A 17,181-nucleotide genomic window follows, 5' to 3' on the forward strand; every position below is an offset into this window, starting at 1 on the left:
CGGCTGTTGCGCTCGGCGAGGGCCTTTACTGCATGTCCCGCATCCGGGAGATCTCGGCCGTCTGCTGGGCGACCACGTCGTCGGCCATCTCCTCGATCCGGATGTTGTTGCCCTGTCCCTTCACGTCGGTGGCCATGGTGATCGCCCCTTCGTGATGCGTGATCATCAGAGTGAGGAAGAGCTGGTCGAAGGCCGTGCCCTCGGCGGCCCGCAGCTTGTCGATCTGCGCCTCGGTGGCCATCCCGGGCATCGAGGCGTGGTCGTGCGCGTCGCCCTCCTGGGTCTCCTGTTTGCCGTACGTCTTCAGCCAGCTCCGCATGGCGGCGATCTCCGGCCCCTGGGCCGCCTTGATCCGCTCGGCCAGCTTCTCGACCTTCGTGGACTTCGCGCGCTCCGGGGCGAGTTCGGTCAACTCCAGTGCCTGTGTGTGGTGCTCGATCATCATCCGGGCGTACGAGACGTCCGCCGAGTTGGGGGAGTCGTCCTCGGCGCGCTGGTCCGCGGCCTCGTCGGCGGAGAGGGTGCGGTTCGCCTCGCCGGGCTTGCCGGGCACGAGCACCGACGGTCCGCTCGGGGCCGGTTCCGCGTCCGAGGCCGTGTCACAGGCCCCAAGTCCCAGCATCGCGAGGGCGGTGAGGGTCACCGGGGCGAAAAACTTCATTGCGATCTTGTTGCCCCCTGTTGGTATGTGCATGGCGAAGACAATACTTCGGTGGTGCGTGACCCGTTCCGAGGTGAACGGAACCAGGGAGGAAACAGTGATCCTGTTGAAGAACCCCCGAACCCGGCACAGACGACTGGGAGTTGCCGCGGCCGCGGCCGGGCTCCTGGCGGCGATGCTGACGGCGGGACCCGCGGCCGCGACCCCCGACCCCGGGGACGGCCCGACCGTGGGCGAAGAAGTGTCCCGGAGCACCGAGGCCGAGGTCCGGGCCGCGATAGCCGACGGGGAGATACCCGGCAAGGACGAGATCGTCCACTCCGCCAATATCGAGCACGTGGCCAACTCGCCCAAGGCCTTGGCGAGTCTCAACTCGGACCTGACGTTCCAGGGCAAGTACGCCTTCTCCGGCAACTTCGACGGCTTCGTCATCTATGACATCAGCAACCCGAAGGCACCGAAGACCGTGTCCCAGGTCCTGTGCCCCGGTTCCCAGAACGACATCTCGGTCTCCGGGAACCTGCTCTTCCTGTCGACCGACTCCTCGCGCACCGACAACAGCTGCAACAGCACCACGCAGCCCGCGACGGAGAAGTCCTCCTGGGAGGGCATCAAGGTCTTCGACATCAGGGACAAGGCGAACCCGAAGTACGTCGCCGCCGTCGAGACCGCCTGCGGCTCGCACACCCACACGCTGGTGCCCGAGCGCAAGAACGTCTACGTCTACGTCTCCTCGTACTCGCCGAACGCCGCCTACCCCGACTGCCAGCCGCCGCACGACGGCATCTCCGTCGTCAAGGTGCCGCGCAACTCCCCCCAGAACGCGGCGGTCGTGAGCTTCCCGGTGCTGTTCCCGGGTGAGGGCCCGGACGGCGGCGGCAACCCCGGCGGACCCACCAACCCGGGCGTCTCCAAGACCACCGGCTGCCACGACATCACGGTGCTGCCCTCGAAGGACCTGGCGGCGGGCGCCTGCATGGGTGACGGCATCCTGTTCTCCCTCAAGGACCCCGAGAACCCGAAGGTCATCGACCGGGTGCAGGACAACGTCAACTTCGCGTTCTGGCACTCGGCGACCTTCAACCAGAAGGCGAACAAGGTCGTCTTCACCGACGAGCTGGGCGGCGGCGGCGCGGCCACCTGCAACGCGGCGATCGGTCCGAACCGTGGCGCCGACGGCATCTACGACATCGTCGGCAAGGGCGACAAGCGCAAGCTCGTCTTCCGCAGCTACTTCAAGATCCCCCGCTACCAGGCGGACGTCGAGGTCTGCGTGGCCCACAACGGCTCGCTGATCCCGGTCAAGGGCAAGGACATCATGGTCCAGGCCTGGTACCAGGGCGGCGTCTCCGTCTGGGACTTCACCGACTCCTCGAAGCCGAAGGAGATCGCCTACTTCGAGCGCGGCCCGGTGGACACCGAGCAGCTCACCACCGCCGGTCCCTGGTCGGCGTACTACTACAACGGCTACATCTACTCCAACGACATCGCCAAGGGCTTCGACGTCCTGAAGATCAACGACCGGCGCACGGACCCGGCCAAGCGGGTACGGCTGGGCGAGCTCAACGTCCAGACGCAGCCTGACTACTTCGACTGACCGGCCGCGGGATCCCCGGTCGCGAAGAAACGCGACAGATCGGTCTCGTACGTCCCGCCGGACGCCTCATCGGTGTCCGGCGGGACGCCCAGTTCCCATTCCAGCCGGTAGCGCCCGAACAACTCGGCCCGCAGCACCGGGATCGGCATCGGGACCCCGGGCACCAGGGCCGCGTAGACCGAGCCCATGAGCAGGGCGCGCAGCATCGGATAGTCGGCGTCGACGTCGCCCGAGCCGTTGCGGGCGACGGTGTCCCTCAGCAGTTCGGCCAGGCGCCGCTGCTCCGGGCACGGCAGGAAACCCTCGGCGTGCAGCAGGCCGGCCATGTGCTGGCGCATCAGCACGGGCCGATCCCGGGCCAGGCCCAGAATCGCGTCGATGGCCCGCGCCATCCGCTCCTTGCCGTCGTCGGTGCGCGGCTCGCGCTCCAGCGCCTCCTCCAGCGTGCGGTGCATCAGCCGGTGCACGGCGGACTGCACGAGCTGGCGCTTGCCGGGGAAGTAGTACGACGTCAGCCCACGCGCCGAACCGGCCCGGTCCGCGATGTCCCCGAGCGTCGTCGCCTCGTAGCCGTGCTCGGAGACCAGCTCGACGGCCGCCTGCAGGAGCCGCTCCCGGGAACGACGGCGCAACTCTTCATTGACCGAGGCGCTGCGCGGGGACATGCTGTAACTCCTGCGTTGACTGGTTACCAGCCAACTATACTCAAGTCGTCCGGACCGGCCGGTGAAACGGCTGGTCAGGGCTGCCGTCTGTCTCGGGCGACGCGGGGGATCGCCCGAGACGGGCGGTTCTTCCGCCCCAGTGGTGGCCTGAGGCTACTTACCGGCGGCGTTCTCCCGTGCCCCGTCCACGAGATCCAGCACCGCCAGCAGCCCGTCCGGGCGCTCGGTCACCGGAAGATGGTCCACGAAGTGCACCCCGCAGCCCAGCGCGGCCGCACCGCCGTCGGCCCGCCGGTCGTCACCGACCATCAGGGTCTGGCGCGGGTCGGCCCCGAGGCTCTCGCAGGCGAGGGCGAACAGCCGCGGATCCGGTTTCTGGACGCCGTGCTCGTACGACAGCGCATACGTGTCGACGTACGGGTCGAGGCCGTGCTCCCGGAACACGGGCCGCAGGTCCCACCCGATGTTGCTCACGATCCCGACGCCGATCCCACGCTCGCGCAGCGCCCGGAGCACCTCGGCGGCGTCCGGGTAGGGCTGCCAGGCGGACGGCGACCGGTGCCGGTCGTAGAGCCGGTCGTACAGCCGCGGGTCGGGCAACGGCACCTGCCGGGAGAGCCCGGTGTAGGTGGCCCGGTGCAGCTCGGCGCTCTCGTCCCGGGTCGCCCACCGGCCCGCCAGCTCCTCGGGCACCCGTACGGGATTCGCCCCGCCCGGCAGCGCCCCCGCCACCTCCAGCGCCGTCGCCGCCGCGGTGATCTCGGCCTCGGGGAGCGCGATCCCGGTTTCGGCGAGCGTTCCGCGCAGCCAGGACTCGGTGGACTCGATACGGAACAGGGTCCCGGAGAAGTCGAACAGCACTGCGATCATGCACAGATCCTACGAGTCGACGTTCCACTCGACGGGAAGATCACTGCCGCAGAACACGCACACGAACTCGCTCTCACGCACCACGGAACACTCCCGGCACCGCTCGCAGCGACGGAACACCACCTCGTGGGTGAAGCGGCCGGGATGGCCGACGCCGGCGGAATCCAGGGCACGGGCGACCGCGTGCCACGACGTGAGGTCCGGGCAGTAACCGGTGGACTGGTTGCTGATCTCGTGGGCCGTCCACGGTCCGGACGCCCGGCTGAAGGCCATCTCGCCGGCCGCCAGCACGGAACCGCCGCCCGCGCAGGCCACGTGCTCGCTGCGCCGTGGCGCGAGCCGCAGCCGGCCGTCCAGATCCACGACGAAGGTGTACGGCTCCCGGGCCTCGGCCTCGCCGCGCTCGACCGCCCAGGCGCCCAGGTCGACCGGTGACCCGATGGCACGGCCCCCGGCGCCGGGGCGGACCAGCGCCCGGATCTCCGCCGGTCCCACGTAGCGGTAGCTCACGTCTTCCGCCGTGCGTGCACGAACACCGCCACGGCCACCACCAGCACCCCCAGCAGCCAGCCGCCCACGACGTCCGAGGTCCAGTGGACGCCGAGCCAGATTCGGGTGACGCCGACGCCGACGACGGAGACGAGGGAGACGGCCAGGACCGCGCGGAAGACGCGGCGGTCGGCGCCGTGGTGGTGCAGGAGCCACAGCAGGAGACCGCAGACGACCGTGGCGGTCATGGCGTGGCCGGAGGGGTAGGCCGCGTAGTGAGCCGAGTCAACAGGGTCCCGCCAGAACGGGCGGGGACGGTCGACGGCGGCCTTGAGCCCCTGTTGCAGCAAGGTGCCCAGCAAGCACGTGATCCCCAGCCACAGGGCCGTCCACCACGCCTGGCGCCGCCACATCAGCCACAGTGCGACCACCGCGCACAGCAGTCGCATCGTCCACGGATCCCACACCCAGTCGGTGAGGATGCGGAAGGCATGGGTCAGCCCTGACTCGTCCACCGCCCAGCGGTGCGTGGTCGTCGCGATGTCGTTGTCGAGGCTCATCAGCGGGTGCCACCGGATCGCGACCAGGATGAGCAGCAGTACGGAGCACACGGTCAGGACACCGGCCGAGTGGAGGGCGGTGCGCTGGCCCTGCGGGCGGGACGGGGCGTCGACGGTCGGCGAGTGCATACTACGATCCTCGCCGACCGGCGGGGCAGGAGGCGAATTCCGCCGGACAGGCCCCTAGCCGAGCGCGCGCAATCCCGGCACGAACGCCACCAGCACCGGAACCACCGGCACCAGTGCCGCCGTCGCCGTCAGTCGCAGCCGGCGGGCCGCCGTGAGCCGGTCCCGGGGAGTCAGCAACCGGTTCACGCGCTGCGGGACATGGGCCTGCGGGGTCGGACAGGGCCCGAACACGCCCCGGTCCTCGTTGAGTTCCACCAGTGCCAGCGCGGTCGTCAGACGCCCGAAGCGGCGGGAGGCCATGTCGTCCGCGGCGAGCTCGACGAGCCGGTGCATCTCGTCGCGGAACGCGGCGAACACCGGAACCTGCGGAAACCCGCCCGCCAACGCGCCGGAACTGTGCAGCAGCCAGTCGTGCCGGGCCTGCGCGTGACCCTCCTCGTGGGCCAGCAGAGAGTCCAGCTGGCGCCCCTTGAGGCGGCGCAACGCGGCCGTGGTGATGACCAGTTGGGGCGCCGACCCGGGCAGCCACCAGGCGTCGGGACGCTCGCCCTCCAGGACCACGAGAGGGCCGGCGCCCCGCTCCTCGCCGGGCAACATCGGGGCCCGCACCAGGAGTTCGGCCCTGCGCAGCCGACGCCGAGTATGCGCCCGTACGATCTCCCGGACCAGCATCGCCGCGCTCCACACCCCGCCCAGCGCCAGCGTCACCGCGGTCGTCGCCGCCCAGCTGCCGCCCCTGCCGAGCGCGTACGCCTCCACGACCCCGGACGGCGCCGGTGCGAAGACATGGCCGCGCACCGCCTGCCAGGCCGCGGCCGCGCTGAGCGTCATCGACAGGGCACAGCACAGGAGCACGGCCGCCACCGCGCACTGCCACACCCACAGGGCGACCACGGGTTCACGGTCCACCCAGTCGGCCCGGGCGAGCAGCCGGGGAGCGAGGACGGCGGTCAGCGCGCCGAGCAGCAACAGTGCCGCGGGGACCATCATGGGAGCAGCCTATGAGCGGCTCGCCACCCAGGGGTACGGACCGCGAGGGCAAAGTGACGCAGGACACGGAGGTGTTCAGAGCGTCGCCAGCATCGCGACCATGGCGATCCCCATCGACAGCCGGCACGCCCGCGCCAGCTCCGGCCGGTCGCCCCAGCCGACGGTCCCGCCCCCGGCGGCCACGGGCACCAGCCGCACCCCGGACAGCAGGACGTACCCCACGAAGTAGAGGAGTAACACCCCGGTCAGCAAGGGGATCCCGGATCCCGCGTGATGCCCGGGCGAGGCGGCCATCACGACCGCCATGTAGACCATGGCCGACGCCCCCACCAGGTGGTGCAGATGGTGGGTGCTCGCCCGTGCCGCCCACAGTGCCCGTAAGGCCGCTGCGCCGAACACGAGGGCATAGACGGACCAGGCCCACGGCGGCGGGGTGAACACCGCCGCCGGTACGGCCATCGCGGCCATGCCGAAGCCCATGAGCGCCTCGCCGCCGGCCGCACGGCGCTGCTCCTCGACCTCGCTGCGCATCCGCAGCAGACAGTAGGCCCCGGTCGCCGCGCACAGCGCCACCAGCAGCCAGCCGGGCGAAGCCGGTCCGTGCACACGCACCTCCCCGCTCGACGGTCGGTCAGGGATGCGATGCCCCGCCACTGTGGCGCGCACCCGGGCGCAAGGGTGTACACGGGGAGCATTCGGCGGAGCACGGCAGGTCAGCGAAGGCCCGTGAGAATCGTTTACGAGTAAAACACCTGCTAATGTTATCGGTATGAGCTGCGCGACCCCACGTCTCCCCCTCGCCGGCGTCCTGCGCCTCGGCCGGCCCTCGGACATCTGGTTCAAGCCCGCCCTGAGCGTGGTCGTCGCGGTCGCCCCGCCCAATCTGACCCTGCTGGCACTCGGCCGGCTCGACCTGGCGATGTACACGATGGCCGGGTCGCTGTGCGCGCTGTACGCCCACAACCGCCCCTACGCCGCCCGGGCCCGCGCCCTGGCCTGGGTCGTGCTCGGCATGCTCACCGGCCTCGCCGTCGCCCTCGTCGCCGCGTCGCTCACCACGAGCGCCGTGGCGCTGGTCACGGTCGGCGCCCTCCTGGCCGCGGCGCAGAAGGCCCTGTGCGACGCGGCCCGTACCGGCCCGCCCGGCAACGTGATCTTCACCTTCATCAGCTCCGCCGCCCTGTTCGCCCCACAGACCCTCGGCCAGGTCCCCGGCCACCTGGCCCTCGCCGCCACGGCGGGCGTCTGGGCCTGGCTCATCGGCATGGCGCCAGGCCTGGTCCGCCCGCACGGCCCGGAACGCCGGGCCACCGCCCACGCGCTGCGCACCGCCGCCGCGTACGCAGAGAAGCCCGACGACCCCCGCGCCAGGGCCGCCGCAGCCGCCGCCGTCCAGGCCGCCTGGCAGGCACTGCTGTCCGCCGGCGCCCGCAACGAGCCCCGCCGCGCCCTCGACCGCCTCGTCGTCCGCGCCGAGGTCGCCCTCGCCGCCCCTGGCGACACCGACCCCGAACGGCTGCGGGCCTGGGCGCGTGACCTGCGCGGCAACGGACCGGTCCCGCGGACCGAGGACCGGGGCGAACTGCTCGGCATCGACGCCGAACTCAGCCTCGACAGCGTCCCGTGGTGGCGCCGGCTCGGCCCCCTGACCCCGCTCGCCCTGCGCACCGCCCTCGGGTGCACCCTGGCCGGATACGCCTCCCTGGCCTTCGGCGTCGGCCGCCCGTACTGGGCCCTGGTCACCGCAGCCTCCCTCTACCAGGCCAACCTCACCCTCACCTGGAGCCGCGGCGTCCAGCGCGTGGTCGGCAATCTCGCCGGTGTCCTCCTCTTCGCCGCCGTCGTCCCGCTCGCCCACCTCGGCCCGGCCGCCCTCGTCCTGTGCTGCCTCGCCTTCAACTTCGGCGCGGAGGCGCTGATCAGCCGCAACTACTGGCTCGGCAGCGTCTGCGTGACCCCGATGGCGCTGCTCATCACCGAGTTCGCCGGCTTCCAGGAGCCCGGCCGGCTGATCACCGAGCGGGTCGTGGACACCGTCGTCGGCGCCCTGGTCGGCTTCGTCGCCGCGCTCGCCGTCACCGACCGGCGCGCCGGCGACCGCGTCGAGCACGCCCTGAGCGCCGTGGACCGCGCCCGCGAGCGCACGGCTCGCCTCCTCGCCGAGCCGGACCCGGCCACCGCTGCCCTGGAGTCGGCGCGCCGGACCCTGGCCGCCGCCCTGGTCGAGCTGCGTGGCACCGTGGACGCCGCGTCCGGCGAATGGTGGCAGCGCGCCCTGCCCCAGGAGCGGGTCGTGCTCGCCGAGCAGGCGGGACACCGTACGCTCGCCGCGACGACACGACGGCTGACCAGCGCGACGACGGAGGACGTACGGCCATGACGGCGCAGACCAGCGGGGGAGACGGCCCGAGGACGGACACGGTCGCGGCGGTCGTCCGGCAGTGGCAGACCGTCCATCCCGGCCTCGACACCGGGCCCATGGAGATCATCGGCCGTATCAACCGCTCCGCCGCCCTCCTCCAGCAGGCCGAGGACGCCCCGCTGCGGCGGGCCGGTCTGAGCCGCCCCGAGTTCGACCTGCTCGGCGCGCTCCGCCGCACCGGCCATGAACTGACCCCGGGCGACCTGGCCCGTGAGACCTTCTCCTCGGGCGCCGCCGTCACCAAGCGCCTCAAGCAGCTCACCGGGCGCGGACTGGTCGAGCGCCGCGGTGACACCCGCGACCGCCGGGTGGTCCACCTCCGCCTGACAGACGCCGGCCGCGATCTCGTGGACGGGATCCTGCCCGAGCAGCTCGCGTACGAGACCGCGGTGCTGTCCGTGCTGGACGGGGGGAAGCAGGGGGAACTGGCCTCACTGCTCGGCGAGTTGCTGACGCGGCTGGAAGGCCGTCTCGGAGCGCTCCGCGTCTGACCGGCCGTTGCGCAAATTCCGGAAGCGGCTCCTCCATTGACGTGATCCACACCTGCTCCCTAGGTTCGGTTCGATGCGCCGACTCGTGTGCGAAATACCGGGCGAAGGAGAGATGTCGTGGCAGCCGAAACGCTCACCGTCGACCTCGGCACCGAGACGGGCCCCTTCCACGGCGGTGCGAGCGGCACGCTCTACGGCCTCTACGGCGACGGTGTGCCCAGCCGTGCCGTCGTCGAGGGCATGTACGTCCGCACGGTCGCCACCAAGGCCCAGGACGGCATCCAGCACCCCGGCGCGGACGCCCTGGAGATCCTGCCGTCCTTCGTCGCTGCCGGCGGCCGGGACGTCTACCTCTACATGCCGGACATCCTGCGCGGCTTCCCCTACGAGTGGCCCGGCGCCACCGGCGAGGAACGGCTGGCCGGCTTCACGCAGAGCATCCGCAGGCAGGTCCGACAGGTCCTGACCATGGGTGCGTTGAAGTCCCACGTCGTCTACGTCCCGTTCAACGAACCCGAGGGCAACATGTTCGGCGAGGGGGAGTGGAGTTACGACGGCATCTCGTGGCACACCGACCCGGGGCACTACTTCGCCGCCTGGCGGGACACCTACCGGCTGATCAAGGGCCTCGACCCGGACGCCCGTATCGCCGGACCCAACACCTGCATCCTGTATCCCGAGGTCAAGGGCTTCCTCGCCTTCGCCAAGGAACACGACGTCCTGCCCGACGTGATCACCTGGCACGAGCTGTCCTCGCCCGCCGAGGTGCGTACGAACGTGGCCAAGTACCGCGCGTGGGAAAGCGAGTTGGGCATCGGACCTCTGCCGGTCAACGTCAACGAGTACGCCCACAACTACCACTTGTCCGTCCCCGGGCAGATGATCCAGTGGATCTCCGCGATCGAGGAGTCCAAGATCGACGCCGACATGGCGTACTGGAACATCGCCGGCAACCTCAACGACTCCGCCGTCGAGGCCAACAAGGCCAACGGGCAGTGGTGGCTGTTCAACGCCTACGGCCAGATGACCGGGAACACGGTCGCGGTGACGGCGCCACAGCCCAACGTCCAGTACACGCTCCAGGGCGTCGCCACGCTCGATCGGGAGAAACGGCAGGCACGGGTGCTGTTCGGAGGGTCGAGCGGTTGTGCCGACATCGTCGTGAAGCAGGTCGACCTCCTCGGCGCGACCGTCCGTGCACGGCTCCAGGAGATCCCCTGGACGGGCCAACTCGGCGCCTCCGCCCAGCCGCTGATCCTGAGGGATGAGCAACTCCCGGTGGCGGACGGCAGGGTGACGCTGCCCCTGACCGGACTCGACGAGATGTCCGCCTACCAACTGATTCTGTCGCCCGGCGGCGACGGACCTGTCCGCCCGCAGCCGTCGGCGGGCTGGCGCAGGACCTACGAGGCCGAGGACGCCGCCTACACGGGCGGCGGCTACTCCAAGAACGGTCCCGAGGGGTCCCCGGCGGACGTCGACAAGTTCGCCACCTCCGGCGGCTACCACGTCGGTGGTCTGCGCACCGGCTCCGACGGCGTGCTCGCCTTCGACGTCGAGGTCCCGCGGGACGGGACATACGAGGTCCGTGTCCACGCCAACGCGCACAACCTCGCCGAACCGGTGCGGGAGCACGGCCCCACCAACGTGTTCCTGCGCGTCGACGGCGAGGACCCGCGCGAGCTGCTGCTGCCGCTCGGCTACAAGCCGGCCGTCTGGGGCCACACCGACGCCGAGGTGGAGCTGACCGCGGGCCGCCACCTGATCACCCTCGCGGCACAGGACCCCGACCTCGGTGCCACCCGTGGCGACGCGGTCGTCGACCGGCTGGAGCTGGTCCTGCGCGACACGGAGAGGGTCGCGCGCTACGACGCCGGGTACGCGGCCCTCGCCGGCGGAGCGCGCGTGAGCGGCCCCGCCGCCGTGCTTCCGCCCGGCGGGAGCGCGACGTTCTGGGTGCACGCGGCCGACGACGGCGAGGCGACCCTCGCCCTGCACGGAGACGGCGAGGGCCTGCTGGCGGTCAACGGGGAGGAGATCGGTCGGATCGGGGCCGAGGACCTCCCTGTCTTTCTGGCCGGGGGCGTCAACAAGGTCACGGTCGCGGCTTCGGAAGATCTCCTTGTGGAACAGGTGACCGTCGGTCCGGCGCGCGGGCTGCTGCCCACCACGACGTACCCGGCGCAGGAGGGCGTACTTACCGGCACCGCGAAGGCGACCGCGTTCTCCTACGCCACCGGCGGCAAGGCCGTCGACGGCATCGGCCGCGGGCCCGCCAACGCGCTCACCCTGACGGTGACGGCGGACCGCCCCGGACGCCACGCGCTGACGATCCGCTACTCCAACGGCGAGCAGCCGCCGAGCACCCACTACAACCCGGACCCGGTCTGCCGTCACGCCGACATCACCGTCAACGGGGACGGCACCCGCCGCGTCCTGTTCCCCACCACCTTCCACTTCAACAACTTCTGGCGGCTCTCCGTCCCCGTCACCCTCCAACAGGGCGCGAACACCGTCACGTTCACCGCCGACGAGCTCCCCGACTTCGACGGCACCGGCACGAACGCCCATGGACAGCGCTCCGCCCACGCCCCGGTCCTCGACTCGGTGACGGTGACACCGCTCGCCTGACGACCGCATCGAGAAGAAGCAGGCCTAGGTCTGAGGCCCTCGTTCCCCGGATCCGCCAAGATCGACCGCAGGTCCGATGCGGCCGTCCGGGGGGCGGGCCAGGCTTCCGATGGAGACCTGCCAGAAGGAGCGCAGCATGTCCTACCCGGAACAAATCCCGTACCCGGAGCCCCGCTACCACGGCGACAAGGGTGAGGTGAACGCCGTCTTCCGCCCCGCCGACACCCCCGCGGGGGTCTCCTCGCCCGGCGGTTCGACCCACTTCCTCGCCACCCATGCCTCGACCGGCGGCGAGTTCGGCCTCTACAAAGCGGAGTTGGGCCCACGGTCCGCCGGCGCCAGTACCCACTTCCACAAGGCGATGTCGGAGTCCTTCTATGTCCTGTCGGGCGAACTGGAGCTCTACGACGGCGAGAAGTGGGTCACGGGCCGCGCGGGCGACTTCCTGTACGTGCCGGTCGGCGGCCTGCACGCCTTCAAGAATGTGACCGACGAGCCGATGTCCATGCTCATGCTCTTCTCCCCGGGCGCCCCGCGCGAGGAGTACTTCGAGCGGGTCGCGGAGATGGCGCAGCGCGGTGGCGAGGAACTCGAGCAGTTCCGCGTCCGGCACGACAGCTATTTCGTGGACTAGAAGGGACTGGAAGGGAAGAGAAGGGGCTAGAGGACGTCGGTGGCCGTACGCCGGTACCCGGAGCGGCGGTCGTCGATGTCCGCCCAGCGGTCGCCGTAGATCGTCCGGACGACGTCCGGGTCCCTCACGAAGTCGTGCGGGAAACCCAGCGACACCGCGCTCACCTCGTCCAGGCGGGCGACCGCGTCGGCGTCGAGGCGGACGTCGACGCCGGCGAGGTTGTCGGCGAGCTGGTGCTCCTTGGTGGCGGCGATGATCGGAACGATGTTGCCGGGCCGCTGGAGCAGCCAGGCCAGCGCCACCTGGGCCGGACTCCAGCCGCCCTGTTCGGCGACCTCCAGGACGGCGGTGACGACCTCTTCCTCCTGTGCGCTCGGCTTGCCGCCCCAGGAGTCGAGCCGGCCCGACTCGCCCCGCCGGTATTTACCGGTCAGCTTCCCTGCCGCCAGCGGCGCCCACGCCAGCACCGCCTGGCCGAACGCCCGCGCCTGCGGCAGCAGTTCACGCTCCGGCGTCCGCTCCAGCAGGTTGTAGCGCAGCTGCGAGCCCGCGAACGCGGTCCAACCCCGCAGCTCCGCCAGGGTGTTGGCCTGCGCGATCTCCCAGGCGGGCCAGTCCGAGACACCGACGTACAGCACCTTCCCGGTCCGTACGAGGTCGTCGAGCGCCCGCATCACCTCGTCGACGGGGGTGAAGTTGTCCCGCGCGTGCACCCACAGGACGTCGAGCCGGTCGGTGCGCAGCCGATTCAGGCTTGCCTCCACCGACCGCACCAGGTTCATGCGGTGGTTGCCGGCCGCGTTGACATCCCCCGCGTGGGTGCCGCACGTGTACTTGCTGGCCAGCACGAACTCCTCACGCCGGCCCTCCAGCAGTTCACCGAGGATCCGCTCCGAGCCGCCGCCCGAGTAGATGTCGGCCGTGTCGATGAAATTGCCCCCCGCGTCGGCGTAGGCGTCGAGGAGCCTGCCGCTGGTCTCCTTGTCGGAGCCGGCGCCCGGGTCCTCACCCATCACCATCGTGCCGAGGCTCAGCTCGCTCACGCGCAGTCCGGTCCTGCCGAACAGTGTGTAACGCACGATTCAGTTCCCCCTCCGGGCAGTTCGTGCGTACGACGCTATGGGCTGGAGCGCACTTCAACGCAAGCGCGTTTCGTGGCGGCGGCGGATCAGTGTTCCGCGCCCGCCAAGTACACCCCGAACATCGCCCCTTGGGGGTCCCGCAGCACCGCGATGCGCAGACTCTCGGGCACCGTGGTGGGCTCCATCAGGACCGTGCCGCCCGCCTCCGTCGCCGTGGCCGCGCTCGCGTCCACGTCCGCCACCGCGAAGTACGGCAGCCAGTGCGGCGGCACCTCGGGCGGGAACTTGTCGTCCATCGTCACCATGCCGCCGAAGTCGGCGCCGTCGAGGCCCCACTGTGTGTAGTGCTCCGAGGCGTTGACACTCCAGCCGAACACCGCGGTGTAGAACTCCACCGACCGCTCGGGCTGTCTGCTCATCAGCTCCACCCAGCCCAGCGAGCCCGGCTCGTTGAACAGACCCGCCCCTTCGAAACCCTGCGCCTGCCACACATGGAAACCGGCGCCCTGCGGATCGGCGACGGAGGCGAAGCGCCCCATGCCGGGAACGTCCCCGGGCTCGAACACCCCAGTGCCACCAGCCGACTTGATTTTCTCCACCGTGGCGTCGACGTCCGCCACGGCGAACGTCACGAACCACGTGACCGGCTGGGGCTCCCCGCCCAGCGGGACGAGCGCGGCGACGGGGAGATGACCCACGTACGCGATCGTGTAGCCGCCCATCTCCTCGCGGGAGTCGGTCTCCGTCCGCCAGCCGAAGAGCTCGCCGTAGAAGCGCCGGCCGGCCTCCAGATCCGGGGTTCCCAGCTCGGCCCAGCAGGGCCCGCCGGCCACCGGCCTGTCGAGTTTCATGGCGTCACGGCCTTCCTGCCGACGCGGGCGTCCCCTTTCGCACGCTAGCCCCGCTCGACCGCCGCTGCCATCCGGCGTCGCGCTCTGGCCCGGTGACGGTGAGCCCGCGTACCCTCGACGGCGTACCGCACCTCATGGCGGCCTCCCCTCACCACCGACCGGAGGTCTCCCATGCCCGCCCCAGAGGTGCGCCCCTTCCGCCGCGACGACCGCGAGCAGCTCACCGAGTTGGTCAACGTCTCCGTCTCTCCACGAACACCGTGCTGAGCGCCCTGGAACGGCAGCCCGACGAGTTCATCACCGACCGTTGGGTGTGCGAGCGCGTCACGCTCGTCGCCGAACAGCGCCGGTCCGTGGTCGCGGCCGCCCATCTGCTGCGTTACCGCGACGACGCCGAGGTCGGCGCGTCCTACCGGGAGGTGGGCGAGATCCACTGGTTCGTCCACCATCCGCGAGCGTCCTTCCGGCCGGATCCGCAGGAGGCCGTCGACCTGCTGATGTCCGCCTGTCTGGCCCGGCTCGCCCGCTGGAACGTCCGCGTGCGGTACGCCGACGGCTCCCTGCCCGCCCCCTTGGTCTACGGCCTGCCCCGCAACGGGCCGCACATCCGCGCCACGTACGAACGAGCCGGCTTCCGGCACGTCGGCGACACGGAGATCCTGCTGATCGCCCGTGTCACGGACCTCCCGGCACCGAAGCCGCGGCCGGGCGTCACGGTCGAGCGCACCCTGGGCGAGTGCGGTACCCGTTTCACGGCCTACGACGGGAAGCACGCCCTCGGCTTCATCGAGGTCGACACTGCCCTGGCCCGCCCCGAGTGCCACACCCGCGCCGCGGGCCTCGCCGACATCGGCAACCTGCACACCGAAGCCGACGGAGAGGAGCGCCGGCTCCTGGGCCACGCGGCCGCCTGGCTGGACCTGTGCGGCGTCGACCGCCTCATCGCCTACGAGAACGCCTCGGACACCCAGGCCCTCACCCTGCTGACCGCAGCCGGCTTCCACGAACTGACCCGCACCGACCGAGGCTGGGAACACCGGGCCTGGACGAGGATCCGGAGCCGCACCGCCACGTCGTCGCGTCAGATGCCCGGGCGGAAGCGGATCGGGTGGTCCTCGGGTACCTCGACGAGGACGATCCGGCAGCCGTCCGGATCGGTGATCCACATCTCGATCAGTCCCCAGGGTTCCTTCACCGGCGGCCGTACGATCTCGACGCCCTTCGCCACCAGCTCCTCGTGTGCGGCTGTCACGTCCGCGACCTGCATCCACAGCTGCACGGCCGGGGACGGGGGCGTTTCGGAGCGTCCTGAGAGCTCCAGGAAGCCTCCGCCGAGGAAGTAGACGGTGCCGCGCTCGGGCCCGGTGCCGAACTCGCGGTAGACGCCGAGGCCGAGCTGCTCGCCGTAGAAGGTCCGGGAACGCTCGGGGTCGGTGGGGTGGAGGAGGGTCCGGCCGCTCAGTACATGCACCATGCAGCGGAGCCTAGTGGGAGCGCTACGCTCTCCGTGCCCCGTGCCGTGCCCGAGAGCGGAGATACGCCTCATGACCGCTGGACTCACGTTCCGCGATGCCGTCGACACCGATGTGGACACCCTGGTCGCGCTGATCGAGTCGGCGTACCGCGGGGACTCCAGCCGGACGGGGTGGACCACCGAGGCGGACATCCTCGAGGGACAGCGGACCGATCCGGAGGGCGTTCTCGAGGTCATCAAGGCGCCCGACAGCCGGCTGCTCACCGTCGAGCGCGACGGCGAGGTCGTCGCCTGCTGCCAGCTCGAACACCGCGGGAGCCACGCCTACTTCGGGATGTTCGCGGTCAGCCCGAAGCTCCAGGGCGGCGGCCTCGGCAAGGTGATCATCGCCGAGGCCGAGCGCCGGGTCCGCGAGGAGTGGGGCGCCACGGAGATGCAGATGACGGTGATCTCCGTACGTGACGACCTGATCGCCTGGTACGAGCGCCGCGGCTACCGCCGTACGGGCCGGATGACCCCGTTCCCGTACGGCGACGAGCGCTTCGGTGTTCCGCAGCGCGACGACCTTCGGTTCGAGCTGCTGGTCAAGCCGCTGGTGTGACGTTCATGCAGAGGGCTACGCGGTGAAGCGGGCGGTGCGTTTGATCTCCGGGTAGTCGGTGGTCGCGCCGTCCAGCTGCAGGGCCCGTACGAGCCGCAGATGGTCCTGGGTGTTCACCACCCAGCCGATGATCCTGAGATCCGCCTTGCGGGCGGCCTCCACGACCTCCAGCGTGATCCGGCGGATGTTCAGACAGACGGTCGCGGCACCGGCCTCCACGGCACGGTCGACGATGTCGGTGCCGTACCGGCTGGCGATCAGCGCGGTCCGCACGCCCGGCACCAGGCGGGAGATCTCGGCGATCGCCTCGTCATGGAACGAGGACACCTCCACCCGGGCGACCAGGTCCCGCCTGAGCATGACCTCGGCCAGCGCCCGGGCCGCCTGCATGTCCTTGATCTCGGCCTGGAGCGGCGATCGCACCGCGTCCAGGACCTCCTCGAAGACGGGCACGCGCTCACCGCGGCCCGCGTCCAGGGCGCGTAGTTCGGCGAGGGTCTTCTCGGCGATCGGACCGGAACCGTCGGTCGTGCGGTCCACGTCCGTGTCGTGCATGACGACCAGGGCACCGTCCTTGCTCAGGTGCAGGTCGAGTTCGATGACGTCGAGGCCGGCCTGCTGGGCGGCCACGAAGGAACGGAGGGTGTTCTCGGGTTCGAGACCCATGACCCCGCGATGACCGATGGTAAGGAAGTTCAAGGTACAACTCGCTTCCGTCGACGGCGGCTCGGCGTCCGCGCGGACCGGAGCGGACGATCGCGCGGGCAGATCCGCAGCCTAGTGCGCCCGGCCGGTGATGTACCCGCGCGTACACGGGGGATCGGGGTGGCGCGAGGGGCGGACCTGCCCGGTACGGCTCCGGGTGGTCACCCTGGGGTGGGCGAGTCCTGCGGACATTGACCACGCGGGTCCGCCGAGAAGGGCACGTATACCCACCTGAGTGGCGCTCATGGCATCCGGCAGGAAAAAGTTTCGTGACCATGCGGTCGCGCGGGATAATCTCCCGAGTCTGCACTTGCTGGAAGGAAGTCCCT

At 70.8% G+C, this 17,181-nt stretch carries 17 protein-coding genes and 1 pseudogene; 7 read left to right on the top strand and 11 right to left on the bottom strand.

The genetic code is table 11. The features are described from left to right. Positions 1-25: 25 nt before the first annotated feature. On the bottom strand, positions 26-694 hold the full coding sequence (locus tag QF037_RS40415) for a DUF305 domain-containing protein (RefSeq protein WP_307034038.1): 669 nt from the start codon (positions 692-694) through the stop codon (positions 26-28). A gap of 64 nt (positions 695-758) precedes the next feature. Between QF037_RS40415 and QF037_RS40420 the strand changes: the two genes are divergently transcribed. Further along, positions 759-2,258: an LVIVD repeat-containing protein gene (locus QF037_RS40420; RefSeq protein WP_307034039.1), complete on the top strand. Its 1,500-nt coding sequence runs from the start codon at positions 759-761 to the stop codon at positions 2,256-2,258. Here QF037_RS40420 and QF037_RS40425 read toward each other — a convergent pair. From QF037_RS40425 to QF037_RS40450, 6 genes are all read right to left on the bottom strand, one after another. Then, positions 2,246-2,923 carry a TetR/AcrR family transcriptional regulator gene (locus QF037_RS40425; RefSeq protein WP_307034040.1) on the bottom strand — a complete coding sequence of 226 codons (678 nt, stop codon included), beginning with the start codon at positions 2,921-2,923 and terminating at the stop codon, positions 2,246-2,248. The two genes, QF037_RS40420 and QF037_RS40425, sit on opposite strands and share 13 nt — an antisense overlap. Positions 2,924-3,076: 153 nt before the next feature. Next, the gene (locus QF037_RS40430) at positions 3,077-3,793 is read right to left on the bottom strand and encodes an HAD family hydrolase (RefSeq protein ID WP_307034042.1); all 717 of its coding nucleotides are present in this window, start codon (positions 3,791-3,793) and stop codon (positions 3,077-3,079) included. 9 nt (positions 3,794-3,802) lie between these two features. Further along, positions 3,803-4,303 carry a hypothetical protein gene (locus tag QF037_RS40435; RefSeq protein ID WP_307034044.1) on the bottom strand — a complete coding sequence of 167 codons (501 nt, stop codon included), beginning with the start codon at positions 4,301-4,303 and terminating at the stop codon, positions 3,803-3,805. Further along, complete coding sequence (locus QF037_RS40440; RefSeq protein WP_307034046.1) at positions 4,300-4,971, bottom strand: phosphatase PAP2 family protein; 672 nt, start codon at positions 4,969-4,971, stop codon at positions 4,300-4,302. The genes QF037_RS40435 and QF037_RS40440 overlap by 4 nt, the downstream gene beginning before the upstream one ends. A 54-nt stretch (positions 4,972-5,025) precedes the next feature. Further along, the gene (locus tag QF037_RS40445) at positions 5,026-5,961 is read right to left on the bottom strand and encodes a M56 family metallopeptidase (RefSeq protein ID WP_307034048.1); all 936 of its coding nucleotides are present in this window, start codon (positions 5,959-5,961) and stop codon (positions 5,026-5,028) included. A 75-nt stretch (positions 5,962-6,036) separates the two neighbouring features. After that, positions 6,037-6,567: a DUF5134 domain-containing protein gene (locus QF037_RS40450; RefSeq protein WP_307034050.1), complete on the bottom strand. Its 531-nt coding sequence runs from the start codon at positions 6,565-6,567 to the stop codon at positions 6,037-6,039. 163 nt (positions 6,568-6,730) lie between these two features. On the opposite strand from QF037_RS40450, the gene QF037_RS40455 reads away from it, so the two are divergent. The 4 genes from QF037_RS40455 (at position 6,731) to QF037_RS40470 (ending at position 12,139) form a co-directional block, all read left to right on the top strand. Beyond that, positions 6,731-8,341, top strand: a complete 1,611-nt coding sequence (locus QF037_RS40455) for an FUSC family protein (RefSeq protein WP_307034052.1) — start codon at positions 6,731-6,733, stop codon at positions 8,339-8,341. After that, positions 8,338-8,874: a MarR family winged helix-turn-helix transcriptional regulator gene (locus QF037_RS40460; RefSeq protein ID WP_307034054.1), complete on the top strand. Its 537-nt coding sequence runs from the start codon at positions 8,338-8,340 to the stop codon at positions 8,872-8,874. Before QF037_RS40455 ends, QF037_RS40460 begins: the two co-directional genes overlap by 4 nt. A gap of 117 nt (positions 8,875-8,991) precedes the next feature. Beyond that, positions 8,992-11,505 (top strand): cellulosome protein, encoded by a 2,514-nt coding sequence (locus QF037_RS40465; protein ID WP_307034056.1) that lies wholly within the window; start codon positions 8,992-8,994, stop codon positions 11,503-11,505. 136 nt (positions 11,506-11,641) lie between these two features. Beyond that, positions 11,642-12,139 (top strand): cupin domain-containing protein, encoded by a 498-nt coding sequence (locus QF037_RS40470; protein ID WP_307034059.1) that lies wholly within the window; start codon positions 11,642-11,644, stop codon positions 12,137-12,139. Between the two features lie 26 nt (positions 12,140-12,165). Here QF037_RS40470 and QF037_RS40475 read toward each other — a convergent pair whose 3' ends face one another. Together QF037_RS40475 and QF037_RS40480 are read right to left on the bottom strand one after the other, a co-directional pair. Beyond that, positions 12,166-13,218 carry an aldo/keto reductase gene (locus QF037_RS40475; RefSeq protein WP_307034061.1) on the bottom strand — a complete coding sequence of 351 codons (1,053 nt, stop codon included), beginning with the start codon at positions 13,216-13,218 and terminating at the stop codon, positions 12,166-12,168. An 89-nt stretch (positions 13,219-13,307) separates the two neighbouring features. After that, on the bottom strand, positions 13,308-14,072 hold the full coding sequence (locus QF037_RS40480; protein ID WP_307034063.1) for a VOC family protein: 765 nt from the start codon (positions 14,070-14,072) through the stop codon (positions 13,308-13,310). 171 nt (positions 14,073-14,243) lie between these two features. Here QF037_RS40480 and QF037_RS40485 point away from each other — a divergent pair. Beyond that, positions 14,244-15,112: pseudogene (locus QF037_RS40485) on the top strand (GNAT family N-acetyltransferase); the annotation flags it as partial. A gap of 41 nt (positions 15,113-15,153) precedes the next feature. On the opposite strand, the gene QF037_RS40490 reads toward QF037_RS40485, so the two are convergent. Continuing rightward, positions 15,154-15,546 (bottom strand): VOC family protein, encoded by a 393-nt coding sequence (locus QF037_RS40490; RefSeq protein ID WP_307034065.1) that lies wholly within the window; start codon positions 15,544-15,546, stop codon positions 15,154-15,156. Positions 15,547-15,616: 70 nt separating this feature from the next. Here QF037_RS40490 and QF037_RS40495 point away from each other — a divergent pair, with 70 nt between their 5' ends. After that, positions 15,617-16,147 carry a GNAT family N-acetyltransferase gene (locus QF037_RS40495; RefSeq protein ID WP_307034067.1) on the top strand — a complete coding sequence of 177 codons (531 nt, stop codon included), beginning with the start codon at positions 15,617-15,619 and terminating at the stop codon, positions 16,145-16,147. 15 nt (positions 16,148-16,162) lie between these two features. On the opposite strand, the gene QF037_RS40500 is transcribed toward QF037_RS40495, so the two are convergent. Beyond that, on the bottom strand, positions 16,163-16,846 hold the full coding sequence (locus QF037_RS40500) for a glycerophosphodiester phosphodiesterase (protein WP_307034070.1): 684 nt from the start codon (positions 16,844-16,846) through the stop codon (positions 16,163-16,165). Positions 16,847-17,181: the final 335 nt, after the last annotated feature.

It is taken from the genome of Streptomyces canus (assembly GCF_030815415.1).
In the GTDB taxonomy this organism is placed as follows: Bacteria; Actinomycetota; Actinomycetes; order Streptomycetales; family Streptomycetaceae; genus Streptomyces; species Streptomyces canus_F.